Origin of the sequence: Aliidongia dinghuensis, assembly GCF_014643535.1 — a bacterium.
GTDB lineage: Bacteria > Pseudomonadota > Alphaproteobacteria > ATCC43930 > CGMCC-115725 > Aliidongia > Aliidongia dinghuensis.
Genome location: NZ_BMJQ01000006.1, coordinates 115,763 through 131,722, shown reverse-complemented (window position 1 = coordinate 131,722; position 15,960 = coordinate 115,763). Strand labels below are relative to the sequence as shown.

General features: G+C 67.5%; 17 protein-coding genes. 15 read left to right on the top strand and 2 right to left on the bottom strand.

Annotated elements, in window-relative coordinates; genetic code table 11:
* Positions 1-68: 68 nt before the first annotated feature.
* Complete coding sequence (locus IEY58_RS12915; protein WP_229743688.1) at positions 69-1,703, bottom strand: outer membrane beta-barrel protein; 1,635 nt, start codon at positions 1,701-1,703, stop codon at positions 69-71.
* A 268-nt stretch (positions 1,704-1,971) separates the two neighbouring features.
* On the opposite strand from IEY58_RS12915, the gene IEY58_RS12910 reads away from it, so the two are divergent.
* Complete coding sequence (locus IEY58_RS12910) at positions 1,972-2,424, top strand: MarR family winged helix-turn-helix transcriptional regulator (RefSeq protein WP_189046316.1); 453 nt, start codon at positions 1,972-1,974, stop codon at positions 2,422-2,424.
* Positions 2,421-3,677 carry an MFS transporter gene (locus IEY58_RS12905; protein ID WP_407648392.1) on the top strand — a complete coding sequence of 419 codons (1,257 nt, stop codon included), beginning with the start codon at positions 2,421-2,423 and terminating at the stop codon, positions 3,675-3,677. The genes IEY58_RS12910 and IEY58_RS12905 overlap by 4 nt, the downstream gene beginning before the upstream one ends.
* Here IEY58_RS12905 and IEY58_RS12900 read toward each other — a convergent pair.
* Entirely contained in the window at positions 3,674-4,096 is a 423-nt protein-coding gene (locus IEY58_RS12900; RefSeq protein WP_189046314.1) for a hypothetical protein, read from the bottom strand. The genes IEY58_RS12905 and IEY58_RS12900 overlap by 4 nt on opposite strands.
* A 269-nt stretch (positions 4,097-4,365) precedes the next feature.
* On the opposite strand from IEY58_RS12900, the gene IEY58_RS12895 reads away from it, so the two are divergent.
* From IEY58_RS12895 to IEY58_RS12840, 13 genes are all read left to right on the top strand, one after another.
* On the top strand, positions 4,366-4,671 hold the full coding sequence (locus IEY58_RS12895; RefSeq protein ID WP_189046312.1) for a hypothetical protein: 306 nt from the start codon (positions 4,366-4,368) through the stop codon (positions 4,669-4,671).
* A gap of 124 nt (positions 4,672-4,795) precedes the next feature.
* On the top strand, positions 4,796-4,927 hold the full coding sequence (locus IEY58_RS34615) for a hypothetical protein (protein WP_268237567.1): 132 nt from the start codon (positions 4,796-4,798) through the stop codon (positions 4,925-4,927).
* Between the two features lie 12 nt (positions 4,928-4,939).
* A complete protein-coding gene (gene kdpF, locus IEY58_RS12890) occupies positions 4,940-5,029 on the top strand; it encodes a K(+)-transporting ATPase subunit F (RefSeq protein ID WP_189046310.1) in 90 nt (29 codons plus the stop codon).
* A gap of 10 nt (positions 5,030-5,039) precedes the next feature.
* Positions 5,040-6,770 (top strand): potassium-transporting ATPase subunit KdpA, encoded by a 1,731-nt coding sequence (gene kdpA / locus IEY58_RS12885; protein ID WP_189046308.1) that lies wholly within the window; start codon positions 5,040-5,042, stop codon positions 6,768-6,770.
* A gap of 20 nt (positions 6,771-6,790) precedes the next feature.
* The gene (gene kdpB, locus IEY58_RS12880; protein ID WP_189046306.1) at positions 6,791-8,881 is read left to right on the top strand and encodes a potassium-transporting ATPase subunit KdpB; all 2,091 of its coding nucleotides are present in this window, start codon (positions 6,791-6,793) and stop codon (positions 8,879-8,881) included.
* Positions 8,882-8,893: 12 nt separating this feature from the next.
* Positions 8,894-9,490: a K(+)-transporting ATPase subunit C gene (locus IEY58_RS12875; RefSeq protein WP_189046304.1), complete on the top strand. Its 597-nt coding sequence runs from the start codon at positions 8,894-8,896 to the stop codon at positions 9,488-9,490.
* A 148-nt stretch (positions 9,491-9,638) separates the two neighbouring features.
* Positions 9,639-10,880, top strand: a complete 1,242-nt coding sequence (locus IEY58_RS12870; protein WP_189046302.1) for an OpgC family protein — start codon at positions 9,639-9,641, stop codon at positions 10,878-10,880.
* A 41-nt stretch (positions 10,881-10,921) separates the two neighbouring features.
* On the top strand, positions 10,922-11,179 hold the full coding sequence (locus IEY58_RS12865) for a hypothetical protein (protein ID WP_189046300.1): 258 nt from the start codon (positions 10,922-10,924) through the stop codon (positions 11,177-11,179).
* A 151-nt stretch (positions 11,180-11,330) separates the two neighbouring features.
* Complete coding sequence (locus IEY58_RS12860) at positions 11,331-12,401, top strand: Rieske 2Fe-2S domain-containing protein (protein WP_189046298.1); 1,071 nt, start codon at positions 11,331-11,333, stop codon at positions 12,399-12,401.
* A complete protein-coding gene (locus tag IEY58_RS12855) occupies positions 12,394-13,167 on the top strand; it encodes a hypothetical protein (RefSeq protein ID WP_189046296.1) in 774 nt (257 codons plus the stop codon). Before IEY58_RS12860 ends, IEY58_RS12855 begins: the two co-directional genes overlap by 8 nt.
* Positions 13,164-14,045 carry an alpha/beta hydrolase gene (locus IEY58_RS12850; RefSeq protein ID WP_189046294.1) on the top strand — a complete coding sequence of 294 codons (882 nt, stop codon included), beginning with the start codon at positions 13,164-13,166 and terminating at the stop codon, positions 14,043-14,045. The genes IEY58_RS12855 and IEY58_RS12850 overlap by 4 nt, the downstream gene beginning before the upstream one ends.
* 111 nt (positions 14,046-14,156) lie before the next feature.
* Complete coding sequence (gene murI / locus IEY58_RS12845; protein ID WP_189046292.1) at positions 14,157-15,017, top strand: glutamate racemase; 861 nt, start codon at positions 14,157-14,159, stop codon at positions 15,015-15,017.
* Positions 14,981-15,958 (top strand): DMT family transporter, encoded by a 978-nt coding sequence (locus tag IEY58_RS12840; protein WP_189046290.1) that lies wholly within the window; start codon positions 14,981-14,983, stop codon positions 15,956-15,958. Before murI ends, IEY58_RS12840 begins: the two co-directional genes overlap by 37 nt.
* Positions 15,959-15,960 lie beyond the last annotated feature (2 nt).

Genomic DNA, 15,960 nt, shown 5'->3' with positions numbered 1-15,960 from the left:
CGCTGCCGAGGCGTCCTTTCGTCCTCCGGGCCGCCGTCTGCTAGAGCGGCCCGGTGAACGATCCTGGGTCAGAAGTGAACGATCGCGTCGGCCGCGACCAACACCGTGTAGTTCTTGTCGGGCGCGATGCCGGCGTTCGAGTTGCCGTTGAACGCCTTGGCGTCGATCGAGCGGTCCCAGTCGATCTCCGGGCGGAGCTCGATCTGCGGCGACAGCCAGTGCTGCCAGCCCAGGCCGAAGTTGAGGTAGCGGGCCTTGGTGCCGGTACGCTGGCCCTGGGCGTCGTCATAGAACTCCGGCCGGAACGAGATATTGTCGAGCGGCGAGGCCTGATAGTTGATGTAGGCGACGGCGCCGTAGGCCTCGGCCCGGCAGGTGAGCGCGTTCGGGTTGTGGCAGTTCGCCAGGTTGGGCGCGTTGAACGGCGTGTATTGCGGCGAGAACGGCGTGCCGCCGTTGGCGACCGCGGTCTGGACGATCGGGTTGTTCAGGTTCGGCACGCCGGTCTGGTGAATGTCGTAGGTCTCGAACGACAGGTGCCACTTGTCATTGAACTTATGATAATACGTGAAGCCATACCACTGCAGGTTGTTATAGCCCCAGCTGCCGTTGTTGATGCCGTCCATGCACGGGTAGACCGTGTCGTCGCCGTTGTTCCAGGTATAGCGGATGCAGGCGGTGAACGACGGCTTGGCGCCCGGGTCCTTGAGGAAGTTGCGGCCGGGATAGAGCGGGTTCGGGAACGGGTTAGGCACCTTCTCGCCGACGTGCCAGAACGTCGATTCCGTACCGACGTTGAAGCCCGCCTGCAGCAACAGGTTCGGCGTCACGGCGAGCGTCGCCTGGATGCCCTCGTTCGTATAATTGTCGAACGTGTACATCATCGAATGCGTGTACATGTAATTGTTGGGCGCCAGCTGCGCCTCGATGTCGGGCACCGAGATGTAGCGGCCGACCCGGAGCATCAGCCCCTCGGCAACCTGCGGCACGAACATCTCGGCATAGAGCATCGGGAAGTCGTAGCCGTTGACCTTGTTGTCCTTGAGCAGCTGGTAGCTCGCGAGCCCGTAGGAGGTCGTGTAGCGATAGTTCTCGCCGTAGATCGCCGAGACCCGGAAGCCCCAGTCGATATGATCGGTCTGCACCGTATCGGGTGTGCGCTCGAGATAGGCCACGAGCTGGTCGAGCTGGACCGTATTCGGCGTGTAGGCATAGGCGATCGGCGCATTGCCGCCCGGCCGGACCGTGTTGCTGCTGACGTTGCCGCCGACGTTGAGCCAGCCGTAGAACTGGATGTTATTGTCCTGCATCCACTGGCCGAGCGAGGTGTTGCTGATCGCCGCCATGAACGGGCTGTCGACCGAGTTGGGCCGGTTCACACCCAGCGACGTGGTGCCGCCGTAGGGCCATTCGGTGAACGGCATGGGCGGGGTCGACTGAGGCGTCGCCGGCCAATAGTCCCGACGGGACGGTGGTGCGCTCGGGTCGCTCGGCGCTGCCGCCTGGCCCCATTCGAGCTTGTAATAATTAAGGAAGCGCGTGCCGAAATCCTCACCGAGATAAGTATCGAGGCACTTGTAGTCCTTATAGGGATCGCAGCTCGCCTCATCGGCTCGCGCGCCCATCGGCGACAGGCCAAACGACAACACGGGAACCAGTGCCAGTGCCAGCGGCACTGCACGGCCCCAATTAGATAAAGACATGAAAATCACTCGCGCGACTTGCTTGACTGAGGCCCGAAATCCAGCATGCCGCCGCATCAAATTTCCATATATGCCTGCTGGGGCATGCGTAAATATAGTGCATGGCGATTGTGGTGTTGCTTCTATGCCGCAGGTATTTTTACGCATTCTTTATTTTGTGCGGCAAATTTATGCTTGATTTTCTATGCGGTGTGGGGTGGCTGCAGAGCGTTGATGAGATATGAAGGTAAGCTTTGTAGTTTTCCTTCATATATGCTAAACGACCGATATGAACGAGCAATCGAACGGTGCCGGCACCGACCGGGCGCCGGCCTTGGCGAGTGAGCTTCGCGTCCTCGTCGGGCGGCTGAAGCGGCGGCTGCGCGAGCAGGCGAGTCTCGGCGACCTGACCGGGTCCCAGGCCGCCGTCATTCGTCACCTGGAGAGCCATGGCCCGGCGACCGTGACGGCGCTCGCCCGGGCGGAAGGCGTGCGCCCGCAATCCATGGGTGCCACGGTCGCCGTGCTCGAGGCGGCCGGGCTCGTCGATGGCGCGCCGGATCCGCAGGACCGGCGGCAGACCATCCTGTCGCTGACAGCGGCATGCCAGGAGCGGATCAAGCTCGGCCGTGCGGCCCGGGAGGACTGGCTCGGCCGCGAGATCCGGACGAAGCTAACCCCCGGCGAACAGGACGAGCTCGCGCAGGCGCTCCGGCTGCTGCAGCGGCTCGTCGCCCGATGACGATCATGAAGGGCAGGGGTGCCTTCCGTTCGCTCCGCAGCCGCAACTACCGGATTTGGGCGGCCGGTTCGCTGGTGTCCAACATCGGCACCTGGATGCAGCGGACCGCCCAGAACTGGCTGGTGCTGACCCAGCTGACCCACAACAACGCAAGTGCCGTCGGCCTGATCATGGCGCTGCAGTTCGGGCCCCAGCTCGTGCTGCTGCCCTGGACCGGCTTCGCGGCCGACCATCTCGATCGGCGCAAGCTGCTGCTCGCGACCCAGGCAGCCATGGGCGCACTGGCGTTCGGCCTGGGTCTTCTCACCATCGCCGGATGGGTCGAACTGTGGCACGTCTCAGTGTTTGCCTGCCTGTTCGGCTGCGTGTCGGCGTTCGATGCCCCGGCGCGCCAGACCTTCGTCGCCGAGCTGGTCGGCGATGCCGACCTGTCGAACGCGGTCGCGTTGAATTCGACCTCGTTCAACGCCGGGCGCATGATCGGCCCGGCGATTGCCGGTCTGTGCATCGCGGGCCTGGGCTCCGGCTGGGCGTTCCTTATCAACGGCCTCTCTTTTGTTGCCGTGCTCGTCTCGCTCGGCTTTCTCAGGATCGCCGATCTGCATCGGCACGATCGGCCGGCCCGCAGCCGCGGCAGCCTCACGGAGGGGTTCCGCTATGTCTGGAAGCGGCCCGACCTGAAGGCGATCCTGGTCATGCTGTTCCTGATCGGCACGTTCGGCCTCAACTTCCAGATCTTCATCTCGGCCATGGCGGTCACGGCGTTCCACGTCGGCGCCGGGGAATACGGGCTGCTGACCTCGACCATGGCGGTCGGCACGATCGCGGGCGCCCTGCTGGCCGCCGGGCGTGAACGGCCGCACTTCCCGCTGCTGCTGACCAGCGCCGCAGTGTTCGGCATCGGTTGCGCGCTTGCGGCGCTGACGCCCACCACCTGGCTGTTCGGTGCTGCTCTGGTCGTGATCGGCGTTTCGGCGCTGACCTTTACCAACTCGACCAACAGCCTGATGCAGCTCGCGACCGAGCCGTTCATGCGCGGGCGGGTGATGGCGATCCGCCTTGCCATCGCGCTCGGCTGCACGCCGCTGGGCGCCCCTATGGTCGGCTGGGTCGCCGACCGGTTCGACCCGCGCTGGGCGCTCGCCGTGGGGGCGGCTTCCGGCTTCGCCGCGGCGCTGGTGGCGCTGCGCCATCTGGCGAAGCAGCCGGCCGGTCATCCCACCTCGGGCCCCGAGGCGGCACCAGGCGATTAGGCGGCGAGATCGCCGTCCCAAGTGCCGGTCCAGGACCGCCAGTCGTCGATCGCCTGAAGCACCTGCGCCGGCTCGACGCCGGGCAGGGCGGCGTGCTCGAACCGCTGCTCGATCCGGTCGGCGAGCCGGCAGCCGGCAAGCGTCGCCAGATGCGGCGACGCGTCAGGCGCGTGTGCTGCGAGCAGCAACCAGCCGATCGACCGGTCGAGATGCTCGGTCGGATCGACGCCGCATTCAAGCGCCAGGACCTGCCCGGCGAGATGGTCCCGGTCGGCCGCGATCAGGCCGAACCGCCAGGAATCGCCCGGCGCCAGCTCCGGCGTCAGCGCGGCGAGACCGGCGTGAAGCGCCCGCAGCCGTTCGTGCGCAATCGGCAAGGGACCGATGGCAAGACGGCAGGAGTATTCGAAACGTGACATGCCTGATCTCCGCGGTACGCAGTTCAGCGCAGGACGAAGTCACGGCGCCGCCTGAAAAATCCATGTGATTCTTGAGAGATTGGCGTAAAGCGGTCGGCCGGCGCCGGTAATTCCGCCTTCGATATTTCATGCGAATTTGATGCGGCCGGCGAGAGAGCCGTCTCGATTTTTCGTGGGGGGCGAAACTACCTGTCGAGCCGCGCAGCATCTTGGGACTCATCCCGGCATGCCGACGCTCGATTCGATCAAACACATGGAACATCGATAGAATGCGCAAATTGCTCTTGGGAAGCGCCGGGCTGCTGGCGCTTGCGACGCCGATGCTGGCGCTGGCGGCGCCGAACGCGGCGTGCGACGCGGTCGCGGGTGAATGGCGGGCGGCCGGGTTCGCAGCACCGGCCAAGCCTGCACAATTCCGGGTATTGGGCCGGGCCGGCCGCGAGACGAGCGGGCCCGAGCTCCTCACGATCGCCCAGGCGATCCACGCGGCCTGCAGCGCTACCGACCCGGCCGTGGCGAACCGGGAGGCGGCCTTGGCGGAGGCACTGCTTCAGCACGGCAAGGCCGGCCTCTGACCGCGCTCGCAGCGGCACCAAGTCAGGCCGGCAGTCGCGTTTTTATGGAGTTTTGATTCCGGCCGTCGGAAGCCCGTCTCGATTTTTCATGGCGCGCACGCCTACTTCCTGACGCTGGCTTTTCATGACCGCCAACCGGTGGTCGCGCGCCAAGGCGGAGTCCTCGGAAGACATGTTCGATGCAATTTGGCTGGTCCTGACCTTGGGCCTTTTCGGCGTTGGCCTCGCCTATCTCGCGGCCTGCGATCGCGTCTAGGAGCAAGGGCCCATGCTGTTCGACTACATCCTTGGCGGCGTCGTCTCGGTCGGCCTCTTGGGCTACCTGGTCTACGCGCTGATCCATCCCGAGCGCTTCTGAGGCGGTCCCCATGACCTTCAACGGCATTTTTCAGATCGCGCTCTTCTGTGTCGCGATCCTCGCGCTGACGCGGCCCTTGGGCGGCTACATGACGCGCGTGTTCAAGGGCGAGAAGACTTTTCTCTCGCCGATCTTCCGCCCGGTTGAGGCGGTGCTCTACAAAATTGCCGGCGTCGATCCGGAGACCGAGCAGGACTGGCTCGTCTATGGCGCGGCCATGCTGCTGTTCAGCCTCGCGGGTGCGCTGTCGCTCTATGCGCTGATGCGCTTCCAGGACGTGCTGCCGCTGAACCCGCAGGGCTTTTCGGCGCTCACCCCGGACCTCTCGCTCAATACGGCGATCAGCTTCATCACCAACACGAACTGGCAGAGCTATTCCGGCGAAAGCACCATGAGCTACCTGACCCAGATGCTGGGTCTGACGGTGCATAATTTCGTCTCGGCCGCGACCGGCATCGCACTGGCGCTGGCGCTCATCCGTGGCTTCGCCCGGCGCTCGTCCAAGACGCTCGGCAATTTCTGGGTCGACCTCACGCGCTGCACGCTCTACGTGCTGCTGCCGATCTCGTTCGTCTACGCGCTCTTCCTGGTCTGGCAGGGCGTGCCGCAGACCTTGGGCGCCTATGTCGATGCGACGACGCTCGAGGGCGCCAAGCAGTCGATCGCGATCGGTCCTGTCGCCTCGCAGGAGGCGATCAAGATGCTGGGCACGAACGGTGGCGGCTTCTTCAACGCCAACTCGGCGCATCCGTTCGAGAACCCGACGGCGCTCACCAACTTCATCCAGATGATCTCGATCTTCTCGATCGGTGCCGCGCTCACGAATGTGTTCGGCCGCATGGTTGGTGCCGAGAAGCAGGGCTGGGCGATCTTCGGCGTCATGGGACTTCTGTTCCTGGCTGGCGTCGCGGTCGTCTATCCGGTCGAGGCCGGCGGCAACCCGGCGATTGCGGCTCTGGGCGTCGACCAGCACGCGAGCCTCTTGCAGGCCGGCGGCAACATGGAAGGCAAGGAGGTCCGCTTCGGCATCGCCAACTCGGCGCTCTTCGCCACGGTCACGACCGACGCGTCGTGTGGTGCCGTCAACTCGATGCATGACAGTTTCATGCCCTTGGCCGGCATGATCCCGATGATCAACATCCAGCTGGGCGAGATCATCTTCGGCGGTGTCGGCTCGGGCCTCTACGGCATGCTGATGTTCGCGATCGTGGCCGTGTTCGTGGCCGGCCTCATGGTCGGACGCACGCCGGAATATCTCGGCAAGAAGCTCGAGTCCCGCGAGGTCAAGATGGCGATGCTCGCGATCCTGATCCTGCCCTTGTCGATCCTCGGCTTCTCGGCGGTCGCCGCCGTCCTGCCGGATACGGCGCTGGGCGCGCTCAACAACGCCGGCCCGCACGGCTTCTCCGAGGTGCTCTACGCCTACACATCGGCCACCGGCAACAACGGCAGCGCGTTCGCGGGCCTCTCGGCCAACACGATCTTCTGGAACGTGACGCTGGCGATCGCGATGTTCGTGGGCCGCTTCCTGTTCATCGTGCCGATGCTGGCGGTGGCAGGCTCGCTCGGCGCCAAGAAGATCGTGCCGCCCTCGGTCGGCACCTTCCCGACCGACGGGCCACTGTTCGTGGGTCTCCTGATCGCCGTCATCCTCATCGTCGGCGGCCTGACCTTCTTCCCGGCCTTGGCACTCGGGCCGATCGTCGAGCATCTGGCCCTGGCGGCCGGCAGCCTCTACTAGCCCGGAATTGGGATCCCATCATGACTGAAACCGTATTTGCCCCCGGCGACGCCGTCCGCAATACGCGCACATCCTCGCTGTTCGACTCCAAGATCCTGGTTCCGGCGATCGGCGAATCGTTCAAGAAGCTCGATCCGCGGACGCTCGTCCGCAACCCGGTGATGTTCGTGGTCGAGGTGGTGGCGGCGCTCACCACCGTCCTTCTCGCCCGCGACATCGTCATGGGCACCGGCCATATCCTGTTCGAGAGCCAGATCGCGATCTGGCTCTGGTTCACGGTCGTATTCGCCAATTTCGCCGAGGCAGTGGCCGAGGGCCGCGGCAAGGCCCAGGCCGATGCGCTCCGCAAGACGCGGACCGAGACCATGGCGAAGAAGCTCGCGGCCGCCGACGCCACGACCTTCGTCACCGTGCCGGGCCTGAGCCTCAGGGCGGGCGACCTGGTGCTGGTCGACGCCGGCGATCTCATCCCGTCCGACGGCGAGGTGATCGAAGGCGTCGCCTCGGTCGACGAGAGCGCCATCACCGGTGAATCCGCACCGGTCATCCGCGAGTCCGGCGGCGACCGCTCGGCGGTCACCGGCGGCACGCGGGTGCTCTCCGACCATATCAAGGTGCGCATCACGGCGAGCCCAGGCTCGACCTTCCTCGACCGCATGATCGCGCTGGTCGAGGGCGCCCAGCGCCAGAAGACGCCGAACGAGATCGCCCTCAACATCCTGCTCATCGGCATGACGATCATCTTCGTGCTGGCGACGGTGACGATCCCGAGCTTCGCGACCTATGGCGGCGGCGCCGTCTCGGTCGTGATCCTGGTGGCACTGTTCGTGACGCTCATCCCGACCACGATCGGTGCGCTCCTGTCGGCGATCGGCATCGCCGGCATGGATCGGCTGGTCAAGTTCAACGTGCTCGCCATGTCCGGCCGCGCCGTCGAGGCGGCGGGCGACGTCGACACGCTGCTCCTGGACAAGACCGGCACCATCACGCTCGGCAACCGTGTGGCGACCGAGCTTATCGCCATGCCCGGCGTGTCTGAGCGGGACCTGGCCGACGCGGCGCAGCTCTCCTCGCTCTCGGACGAGACGCCGGAAGGCCGTTCGGTCGTGGTGCTGGCCAAGGAGAAATACGGCATCCGGGCGCGCGAGATGGGGCCGCTCAACGCCGTCTTCATCCCGTTCACCGCGCAGACCCGCATGAGCGGTGTCGACATCGGCGGCAGCTCGATCCGCAAGGGTGCCGTCGACGCGATCGTCGCCCACGTGCGCGATGTCAACCGCAACCCCAACCTCGCCTTCCCGCGCGAGCTCACCGAGACGACCGAGCGGATCGCCAAGGCCGGCGGCACGCCGCTCGCCGTCGCCAAGGACGGCCGCGTGCTGGGCGTCATCCACCTCAAGGACGTGGTCAAGGGCGGCATCCGCGAGCGCTTCGCGGAACTCCGCCAGATGGGCATCCGCACGGTGATGATCACCGGCGACAATCCGCTGACGGCGGCTGCGATCGCGGCGGAATCGGGCGTGGACGACTTCCTGGCCCAGGCGACGCCGGAGGCGAAGCTGAAACTGATCCGCGACGAGCAGGCCAAGGGCAAGCTGGTCGCCATGTGCGGCGACGGCACCAACGACGCCCCGGCCCTGGCCCAGGCCGACGTCGGCGTCGCCATGCAGACCGGCACGGTTGCGGCTCGCGAGGCCGGCAACATGGTCGATCTCGACAGCGACCCGACCAAGCTCATCGAGATCGTCGGCATCGGCAAGCAGTTGCTGATGACGCGCGGCGCGCTCACGACCTTCTCGATCGCGAACGACGTGGCGAAGTACTTCGCCATTATCCCGGCCATGTTCCTCGCCTTCTACCCGCAGCTGCAGGCGCTGAACATCATGCAGCTGAAGACGCCGGAAAGCGCCATCCTGTCGGCAATCATCTTCAACGCGCTCATCATCATCGCGCTCATTCCGCTGTCGCTGAAGGGCGTGCGCTACCGGCCGCAGTCGGCCTCCCGCCTGCTCGCCCGCAACCTGCTGATCTATGGGCTGGGCGGTGTCATCGTCCCGTTCATCGGCATCAAGATCATCGACGTGCTCGTCACCTCGATCGGTCTCATCTGAGGAACTGCCGAAATGTTGAAGGAAATCCGCCCGGCCATCGTGATGCTCCTGTTGCTGAGCGCCATCACGGGCCTGGTCTATCCCTACGCGGTGACCGGCGTCGCCCGGGTGCTGTTCCCGCACCAGGCCGAGGGCAGCCTGATCGAGCGGGACGGCAAGGTCGTGGGCTCGGCGCTCATCGGCCAGAACTTCACAGGCGATCAGTATTTCCACGGCCGCCCGTCGGCGACGACCGATGCGGACCCGAACGACGCGACCAAGCAGGTCCCCGTGCCCTACAAGGCCGATGCCTCGACCGGTTCGAACTATGGGCCGACGTCGAAGGCGCTCATCGACCGGGTCAAGGGCGACGTCGAGACGCTGAAGGCCGGCTCCGATGCGCCGGTGCCGGTCGACCTGGTCACGACCTCGGCCTCCGGCCTCGACCCGGACATCACGCCGGCCGGGGCACTCTTCCAGGTCGAGCGCGTCGCGAAGGCACGTAACCTGCCGGCCGACAAGGTCAAGGCGCTGGTCGAGACCCATATCGAGGGCCGCGCCGGTGGCGTGTTGGGCGAGGCGCATGTGAACGTGCTCGAGCTCAACCTGGCGCTCGACGCGATGAAGTGACGGTAATGAGATGAGGGCGGGCCGGATCACAACAATCGCGGGAACGTGATTCGTTTTCCGGCCCGTCCGGCCTAAATCTACGCTTCGTCTTCTGGCCCGAACGGCGCGTCCGGTCTTTCCCCGGCGCGCCGTCCTTCTTGGATGAAGCATGACAGCAGCGCCGATCCCAGCGACCAGGCCGGCTAAGGTCCGCGATCCGCGGCTCGATTTCTTCCGCGGCATCGCACTGTTCGTCATCCTGGTGAGCCACACCCGGGGCAACTGGCTCTCGGACTGGATCCCGGCGCGCTTCGGCCTGTCGGACGCGGCCGCGATGTTCGTGTTCGTGTCGGGTTATGCCGGCGGCCTCGCGTTCGGGGGCGTCTACAAGCGGGCAGGCTGGCTCCTGGGCTCGGCGCGCATCGGGCTCCGGGTCTGGCAGCTCTATATCGCGCAGCTCGCGATCGTGCTGGTCGTGGCGGCGCTGGCGGTGGCGGCGAACCGGCTCCTCCCGGGCCAGGACGACTATCGCTCGGTCCTGCAGCTCGACCATCTGTTCGCCGATCCTGCCGATGCGCTCTTGGGCATCGTCACGCTGACCTATGTGCCGCATTACCTCGACATCCTGCCGGTCTACATGGTCGTGCTGGCGATGGTGCCGGTCGCGGTGGCGCTGGCGCGTCTTGTCCATCCGCTGGCCGTGCTCGCGGCCTCGGCGGCGCTCTGGGCGCTCGCCAACGCCTATGACTGGAACCTGCCTAGCCCCAGCGATCCGCGCGGCTGGTTCTTCAACCCCTTCTGCTGGCAGCTGCTGTTCTTCACCGGCTTCTCGCTGTCGATGAAGTGGCTCACGCCCCCGCCGGCCGACCGGCGCATCTTCCGTGCGGCGGTCGCCTATATCCTGTTCGGCGTCGCGGTCACCGTGCCGGCGATCTACGAGACCGTGCCGGGGCTCGATCTGGTCCAGGCCTGGATCCTGGGCCATGCCGACAAGACCTTCCTCGACCCGCTGCAGATCCTGCATTTCTTCGCGACCGCCTATGTCGCGGTCTATCTGCTGACGGGCCGCCTGCACCTGATCCAGGGCCAGACGGTCCGGCCACTCGTCAAATGCGGTCAGCAGGCACTGTCGATCTTCCTGGCCGGCATCCTGCTCGCCGACCTGGCCGGCATGGCGTTCGACCTGCTTGGCACCGGCTTCGTGGCACAGGTGCTGGTGAATGGCGTCTGCTTCGCCGTGCTGTTCGCCGTCGCCTATGGCGTCGCCTGGATCAAGTCGGCGCCATGGGCCAAGCCTGCCACAACGCCCGCGCCGGCGCCCGCCGCAGCGAACCAGCCGGCGGAACCGGTCCGCGCGCCGACATCGGCCCGGCCGCGGACGGGAATAGCGCCTTCGATTTCGACGCGCTGATCGCTACACTCCCCATCCTCTGGCGCAGGCGGAGCGGATCCATGGGCGCAGCGCGGATCATCGTCGCGGGTGTCGAGCTTTACGGCGCCGTCGGTCTCGTCGTGGGCCTGGGCTTCGTGACCCTGGGCGTGCTCCGCGCCATGCCCGATGCGGGACACGTGACCTGGGGCGCGCGGGTCCTGCTGCTGCCTGGTGCCGCTGTGCTCTGGCCCTGGGTGCTTGGACGCTGGGTGCTCGGCCGCGGGCTCTCTGGCGGGCCCCTCTCTGGCGGGCCCCTCACTGGCGGGACTGGGCCGTGAGGCGGCCGCATCGCCGCTGGCACCGGCGGGTCTGGCAGATTCTTCCCTGGCTCGTCGGCGGCCTGCTGGTAGCCGCTCTGGTGCTGCGGCCGCCTGCTGTGCTCGATAAGGCCCCGCTGGGCGACGGGCCGCTGGTGAGCGGTGCCGTGCGATGAGTGCCGGCTTCCGCGCCGTCCAGTGGAACCGGCACAAGCAGGTCTACGACCTGCTGCTGTTGGCCGGCGTCGCCCTCTATCTCGCGGGCTTCCTGGCGCTCGGGCCCCGACTGCTGCCGTCGGATCACCCGGTGACCTGGGAGACGCTGCGCACCCGCGCGCTCGGCAGCTGCGGCCTCGTGATGCTGACCGGCATCCTCGCGATCGGGCCGCTCGCCCGGCTCGACCGCCGCTTCCTGCCGCTGCTCTACAACCGGCGGCATTTCGGCGTGCTGACCTGCCTCGTAGCCCTCGCCCATGCCTGGTCGGCGATCGACTGGTACCATGGCGCGGGCAAGCTCGACCCGCTCGTATCCCTGCTGGTGAGCAATCCGAACTACGGCAGTTTCCTCGGTTTCCCGTTCGAGGCGCTGGGCGTGGCGGCGCTCCTGATCCTGGTCGTGATGGCGGTCACCAGTCACGATTTCTGGCTCGCCTTCCTGACACCGCCGGTGTGGAAGGCGATCCATATGGCGGTCTACGCCGCCTTCGGTCTGCTCATCCTGCATGTGGCGCTGGGCGTCATGCAGGCGGAGCGTTCAGCCGTGGTGCCGGTGCTGCTCGGCGGCGCCGTTGTACTGCTGGGCGCGCTGCATGGCGCCGCGGCACGGGTCGAGCGGCGACGCGACGAGACGCCCGACGCGGCGGATGCGGCCGGCTGGCTCGCGGTCGGCACGGTCGGCGAGCTCCGCGCGAACCTCGCCGATGGACGGGCGCGCATCGTGGTGCCGCCTCAAGGCGAGCGCATCGCCGTGTTCCGCAATGGCGGCAGACTTTCGGCCGTCGTCAACGTCTGTGCCCATCAGAACGGGCCGCTCGGCGAGGGACGGATCATCGACGGCTGCATCACCTGCCCCTGGCACGGCTTCCAGTTCCGCCCGGAGAACGGCCGGAGCCCGCCGCCCTTCACCGACAAGATCGCCACATATCGGCTGAAACGCGAGGGCGATATCGTGCTGGTCGATCCCCGGCCGCTGCCGCCGGGCACGCCGGTCGCCCCGCTGCCGTTGGAAGAGGCCCATGGCTGAGCCCGATCCGCCGTTTTACGTCGGTTACCTGAAGCTGCCGCGCGGCCTCAGGGGCTTCCTGGCGGGGGTGCTGGTGCTCCTGGTGATCCTCGATGTCGGCCTCGCACTCCTGCTGTTCGGCGGGCAGAAGCCGCACGCGAGCGGCGCCTGGGGCACGGAGGGCGAGGTCGCCTATACGGGGCAGTTCCAGGCGCGGCCTTATCCGCTGCTGCGCCTCGCCGCGACGCGCGACCGGCCGGCCGGGGCGGTGCTGCTGGCCGACGAAGGCAAGATCGGCGCCCCTGACGGGCTCGATGAGCTGGATGGTGCCATGGTCGAGGCACGCGGCTATCCGATCCTGCGCGGCGACCTTACCGTGCTGCAGCTGGACCAGGCGCCCGTGCGTCAGGATGCCTCGGTCATGGCGCCGCTGCCGGCCGCGGCCCCCGAGGCGGCGATGCTCGAGGGCGAGATCGTCGATGCCAAATGCTATGCCGGCGCCATGAACCCGGGCGAGGGCAAGGCGCACGAGGCCTGTGGCTCGTTCTGTCTCTACGGCGGCATCCCGGCCCTGTTCGTGACCAGGGCCGACGACGGCAGCCTGCGCTGGTACCTGATGGCGGCATCCGACGGCGGCCCGGTGGGCGAGGCGGCGCGCGCCCTGGTCGGCCGCCCGGTCAGGCTCGCCGGCACGATTTCGCGCGGCGCGGGGCTCGCGATCTTCTCGGTTACCCCCGACCAGCTTGCCGAGGTGCAATCCGTCGAGCGGCGGATGGCGGCCGAATGATGCGCTGGCTCCTCGCCCTGCTGTTCGCCCTTGCCGCCGGGAGTGCCTCGGCCGAGCCGTCGCAGATCCTGCGGGCCGAGGAAGCGCCGAGCGCCGCACTCGGCCATCCGCTGGGCTTCGTCCTCTACCTGCCGGCCGATTATGCGGCGATGCGTGACCGGCTGCCGGTCATCTACCTGCTGCACGGTGCTGAGGCTTCCGCTGTCGACTGGGTCGAGCAAGGCCACCTTCAGGAGATCGCCGACCGGCTGATCGCTGACCGGCGCCTGCCGCCGACGCTTATCGTCATGCCGGAGGGAGGGCCCAATTCCTGGTACATGGACGCGCCGGGCGACGGCTCGGGCAATGTCGCGACCGCGATCGAGCAGGACCTGCCAACCTATGTCGAGCGGACCTGGCGGGCGCGGACCGATCGGCGCGGTCGAGCCATCGCCGGTTATTCGATGGGTGGCTTCGGCGCGCTGCGCTTCGCACTGATGGCGCCCGACCGCTATGCGGCGGCGGCGGCGATGAGCGGCGCGTTCTGGACGCGGGTGACGCCCGAGACGCAGTTCGACGAGCATATCCAGCGCATCTTCCAGGGGGCGTTCGGCCGGCCGTTCGACGCGCACCGCTTCGTCGCCGCAAGCCCGATGACGCTGGCCGGCACACTGTCGCCATCGGGGCCGGTGCCGTCGATCTATCTCACCTGCGGCACGGGCGACCGCTATCACCTGGACCGGGAGCAAGCGGTCATGGCGGCGCGCCTTGCCGCCATGAAGATCCCGGTCGAGACGGCGCTGACGCCCGGCGATCATGATTGGGACACTTGGTCGGCGGCGCTCCCGGCCGTGCTGCAGTTCCTCGCGCGCTCCTTCACCCCGACACCCAAAAGTTAGGGCGCCGCGGAGTTAGCCGGGCGTTGCTAGCCGGGCGTTGTGTGGGCGCGCCTTCGCCGCTATGACGAGTATCCCCAAACCCCGCCTCTGATCCTGCCCCCTGACCCAGCAATGGACCCCGCGCATCCCGTTTCCTCAACCCAGCCGATCGGCGTGTTCGACTCCGGCGTCGGCGGCTTGACCGTGCTCGCAGCACTGCGCCGCCGGTTGCCGCAGGAATCGATGATTTATCTAGGCGACACAGCGCGCGTGCCCTATGGGCCGAAGAGTCCGGAGACGGTCGCGGCCTATACGGCCGAGGCGGTCGCCTATCTGGCGGCCCAGGGCATCAAGCTGCTCGTCGTCGCCTGCAATACGGCGACGGTCCATGCGCTGCCGACGCTCGAGCGGCTCTATCCCGCCTTGCCGATCCTGGGCGTGGTCGAGCCGGGCGCGGCCGCGGCGGTGGCCGGGTCGCGCAGCGGCCGCATCGCGGTGATCGCAACCGAAGGCACGGTGCGCTCAGGCGCCTACGAGGCGGCGATCCACCGGCTCCGTCCCGAGGCGGCGGTCCAGGCGCGAGCCTGCGGCCTGCTGGTGGCGCTGGCCGAGGAGGGCTGGGCAGAGGACGTGCTGGCCGAGGCTGTGCTGCGCCGCTATCTCGGGCCGATGTTCGAGCGCGATCCGCGCGCGGCGCCGGATTGCCTCGTGCTGGGCTGCACCCATTTCCCGCTGTTCACGCCGGCGATCCGCACCATGTTCGGCCCCTGGGTGACGTTGGTCGACAGCTCGGAAACGGTCGCTGCGGCGGCGGCCGACTTGCTGGCCGAGCGTCATCTCGCGCGGGCGGATGGTGCGGCGCCCTCGATCCGGTATCTCGCGACCGACGGGCCGGACCGGTTCGCGCGCATCGCCTCGCGCTTCCTGGGCGAGCGGATCGAGCCGGCCGCGGTCGAATGGGTGACGCTGCCAGCGTTGCCGACCGGCACCTGATGGCGGCGGAGCGCCGGCCTGCCGTCGGGCCCATCGCTGGGTCCGATGGGTTCGCCGTCCTGCTGCTGATCGTGACGCCGGTGCTCTTTGCGGCCAATCAGCTGACGGCGCGGGTGGTCGACGGCGCGGTGCCGCCGATCACGCTCGCCGTCGGCCGGTGGACCTGCACGTTCTTGATCCTGCTGCCCCTGGTCGGCCGGCCACTCTGGGCGGCACGGGCCGAGCTCGCGCGCGAGTGGGGGCGCCTTGCGATCCTAGGCGGCCTCGGCATGGGGCTCTGCGGCGCGCCGGTCTATATCGCGGGCCAGACGACGACCGCGACCAACATGGGGCTGCTCTATGCGCTGTCGCCGATCCTGATCCTCGGCCTCGCGGCCGCGATCTGGCGCCATCGGATCACCGCCCGCCAGGCCCTGGGCGCGCTGCTGGCGTTCGCGGGCGTCATCGTGATCGTCACCAAGGGCGACCTCGGGCGGCTCTTGTCGCTGAGCTTCATCCCGGGCGATCTCTGGGTTCTGCTCGCGGTCCTGTCCTGGTCGCTCTATTCGGTGCTGCTGCGGCTCTGGCCGTCGCCGCTGCCGCTCATGGTGCGCTTCGCCGCGATCGTGTTGGCGGGCGTGGTCGTCAGCCTGCCGTGCGCGATTGCCGAGCTGATGCTGGACGGCGTGATTCTGGGCGATGGGCCGCGGCTCACCATGTCCGCCTTCGGCTACATGGCGTTCCTGGGACTGGTGCCCGGGTTCGGCGCCTACAGCTGCTATGGCAAGCTGGTGGCTCTCAAGGGCCCGGCCTGGGCCGGGCTCATGCTCTATCTGGGACCGCTCTACAACGGCGTGCTGGGCTATCTGCTGCTCGCCGAACAGCCCGGCTTCTACCATCTCTGGGGCAGCGTCCTGATCCTGCCCGGGCTCTATTTCTCGACCGCCCGCCCCGGCGTTTGAGG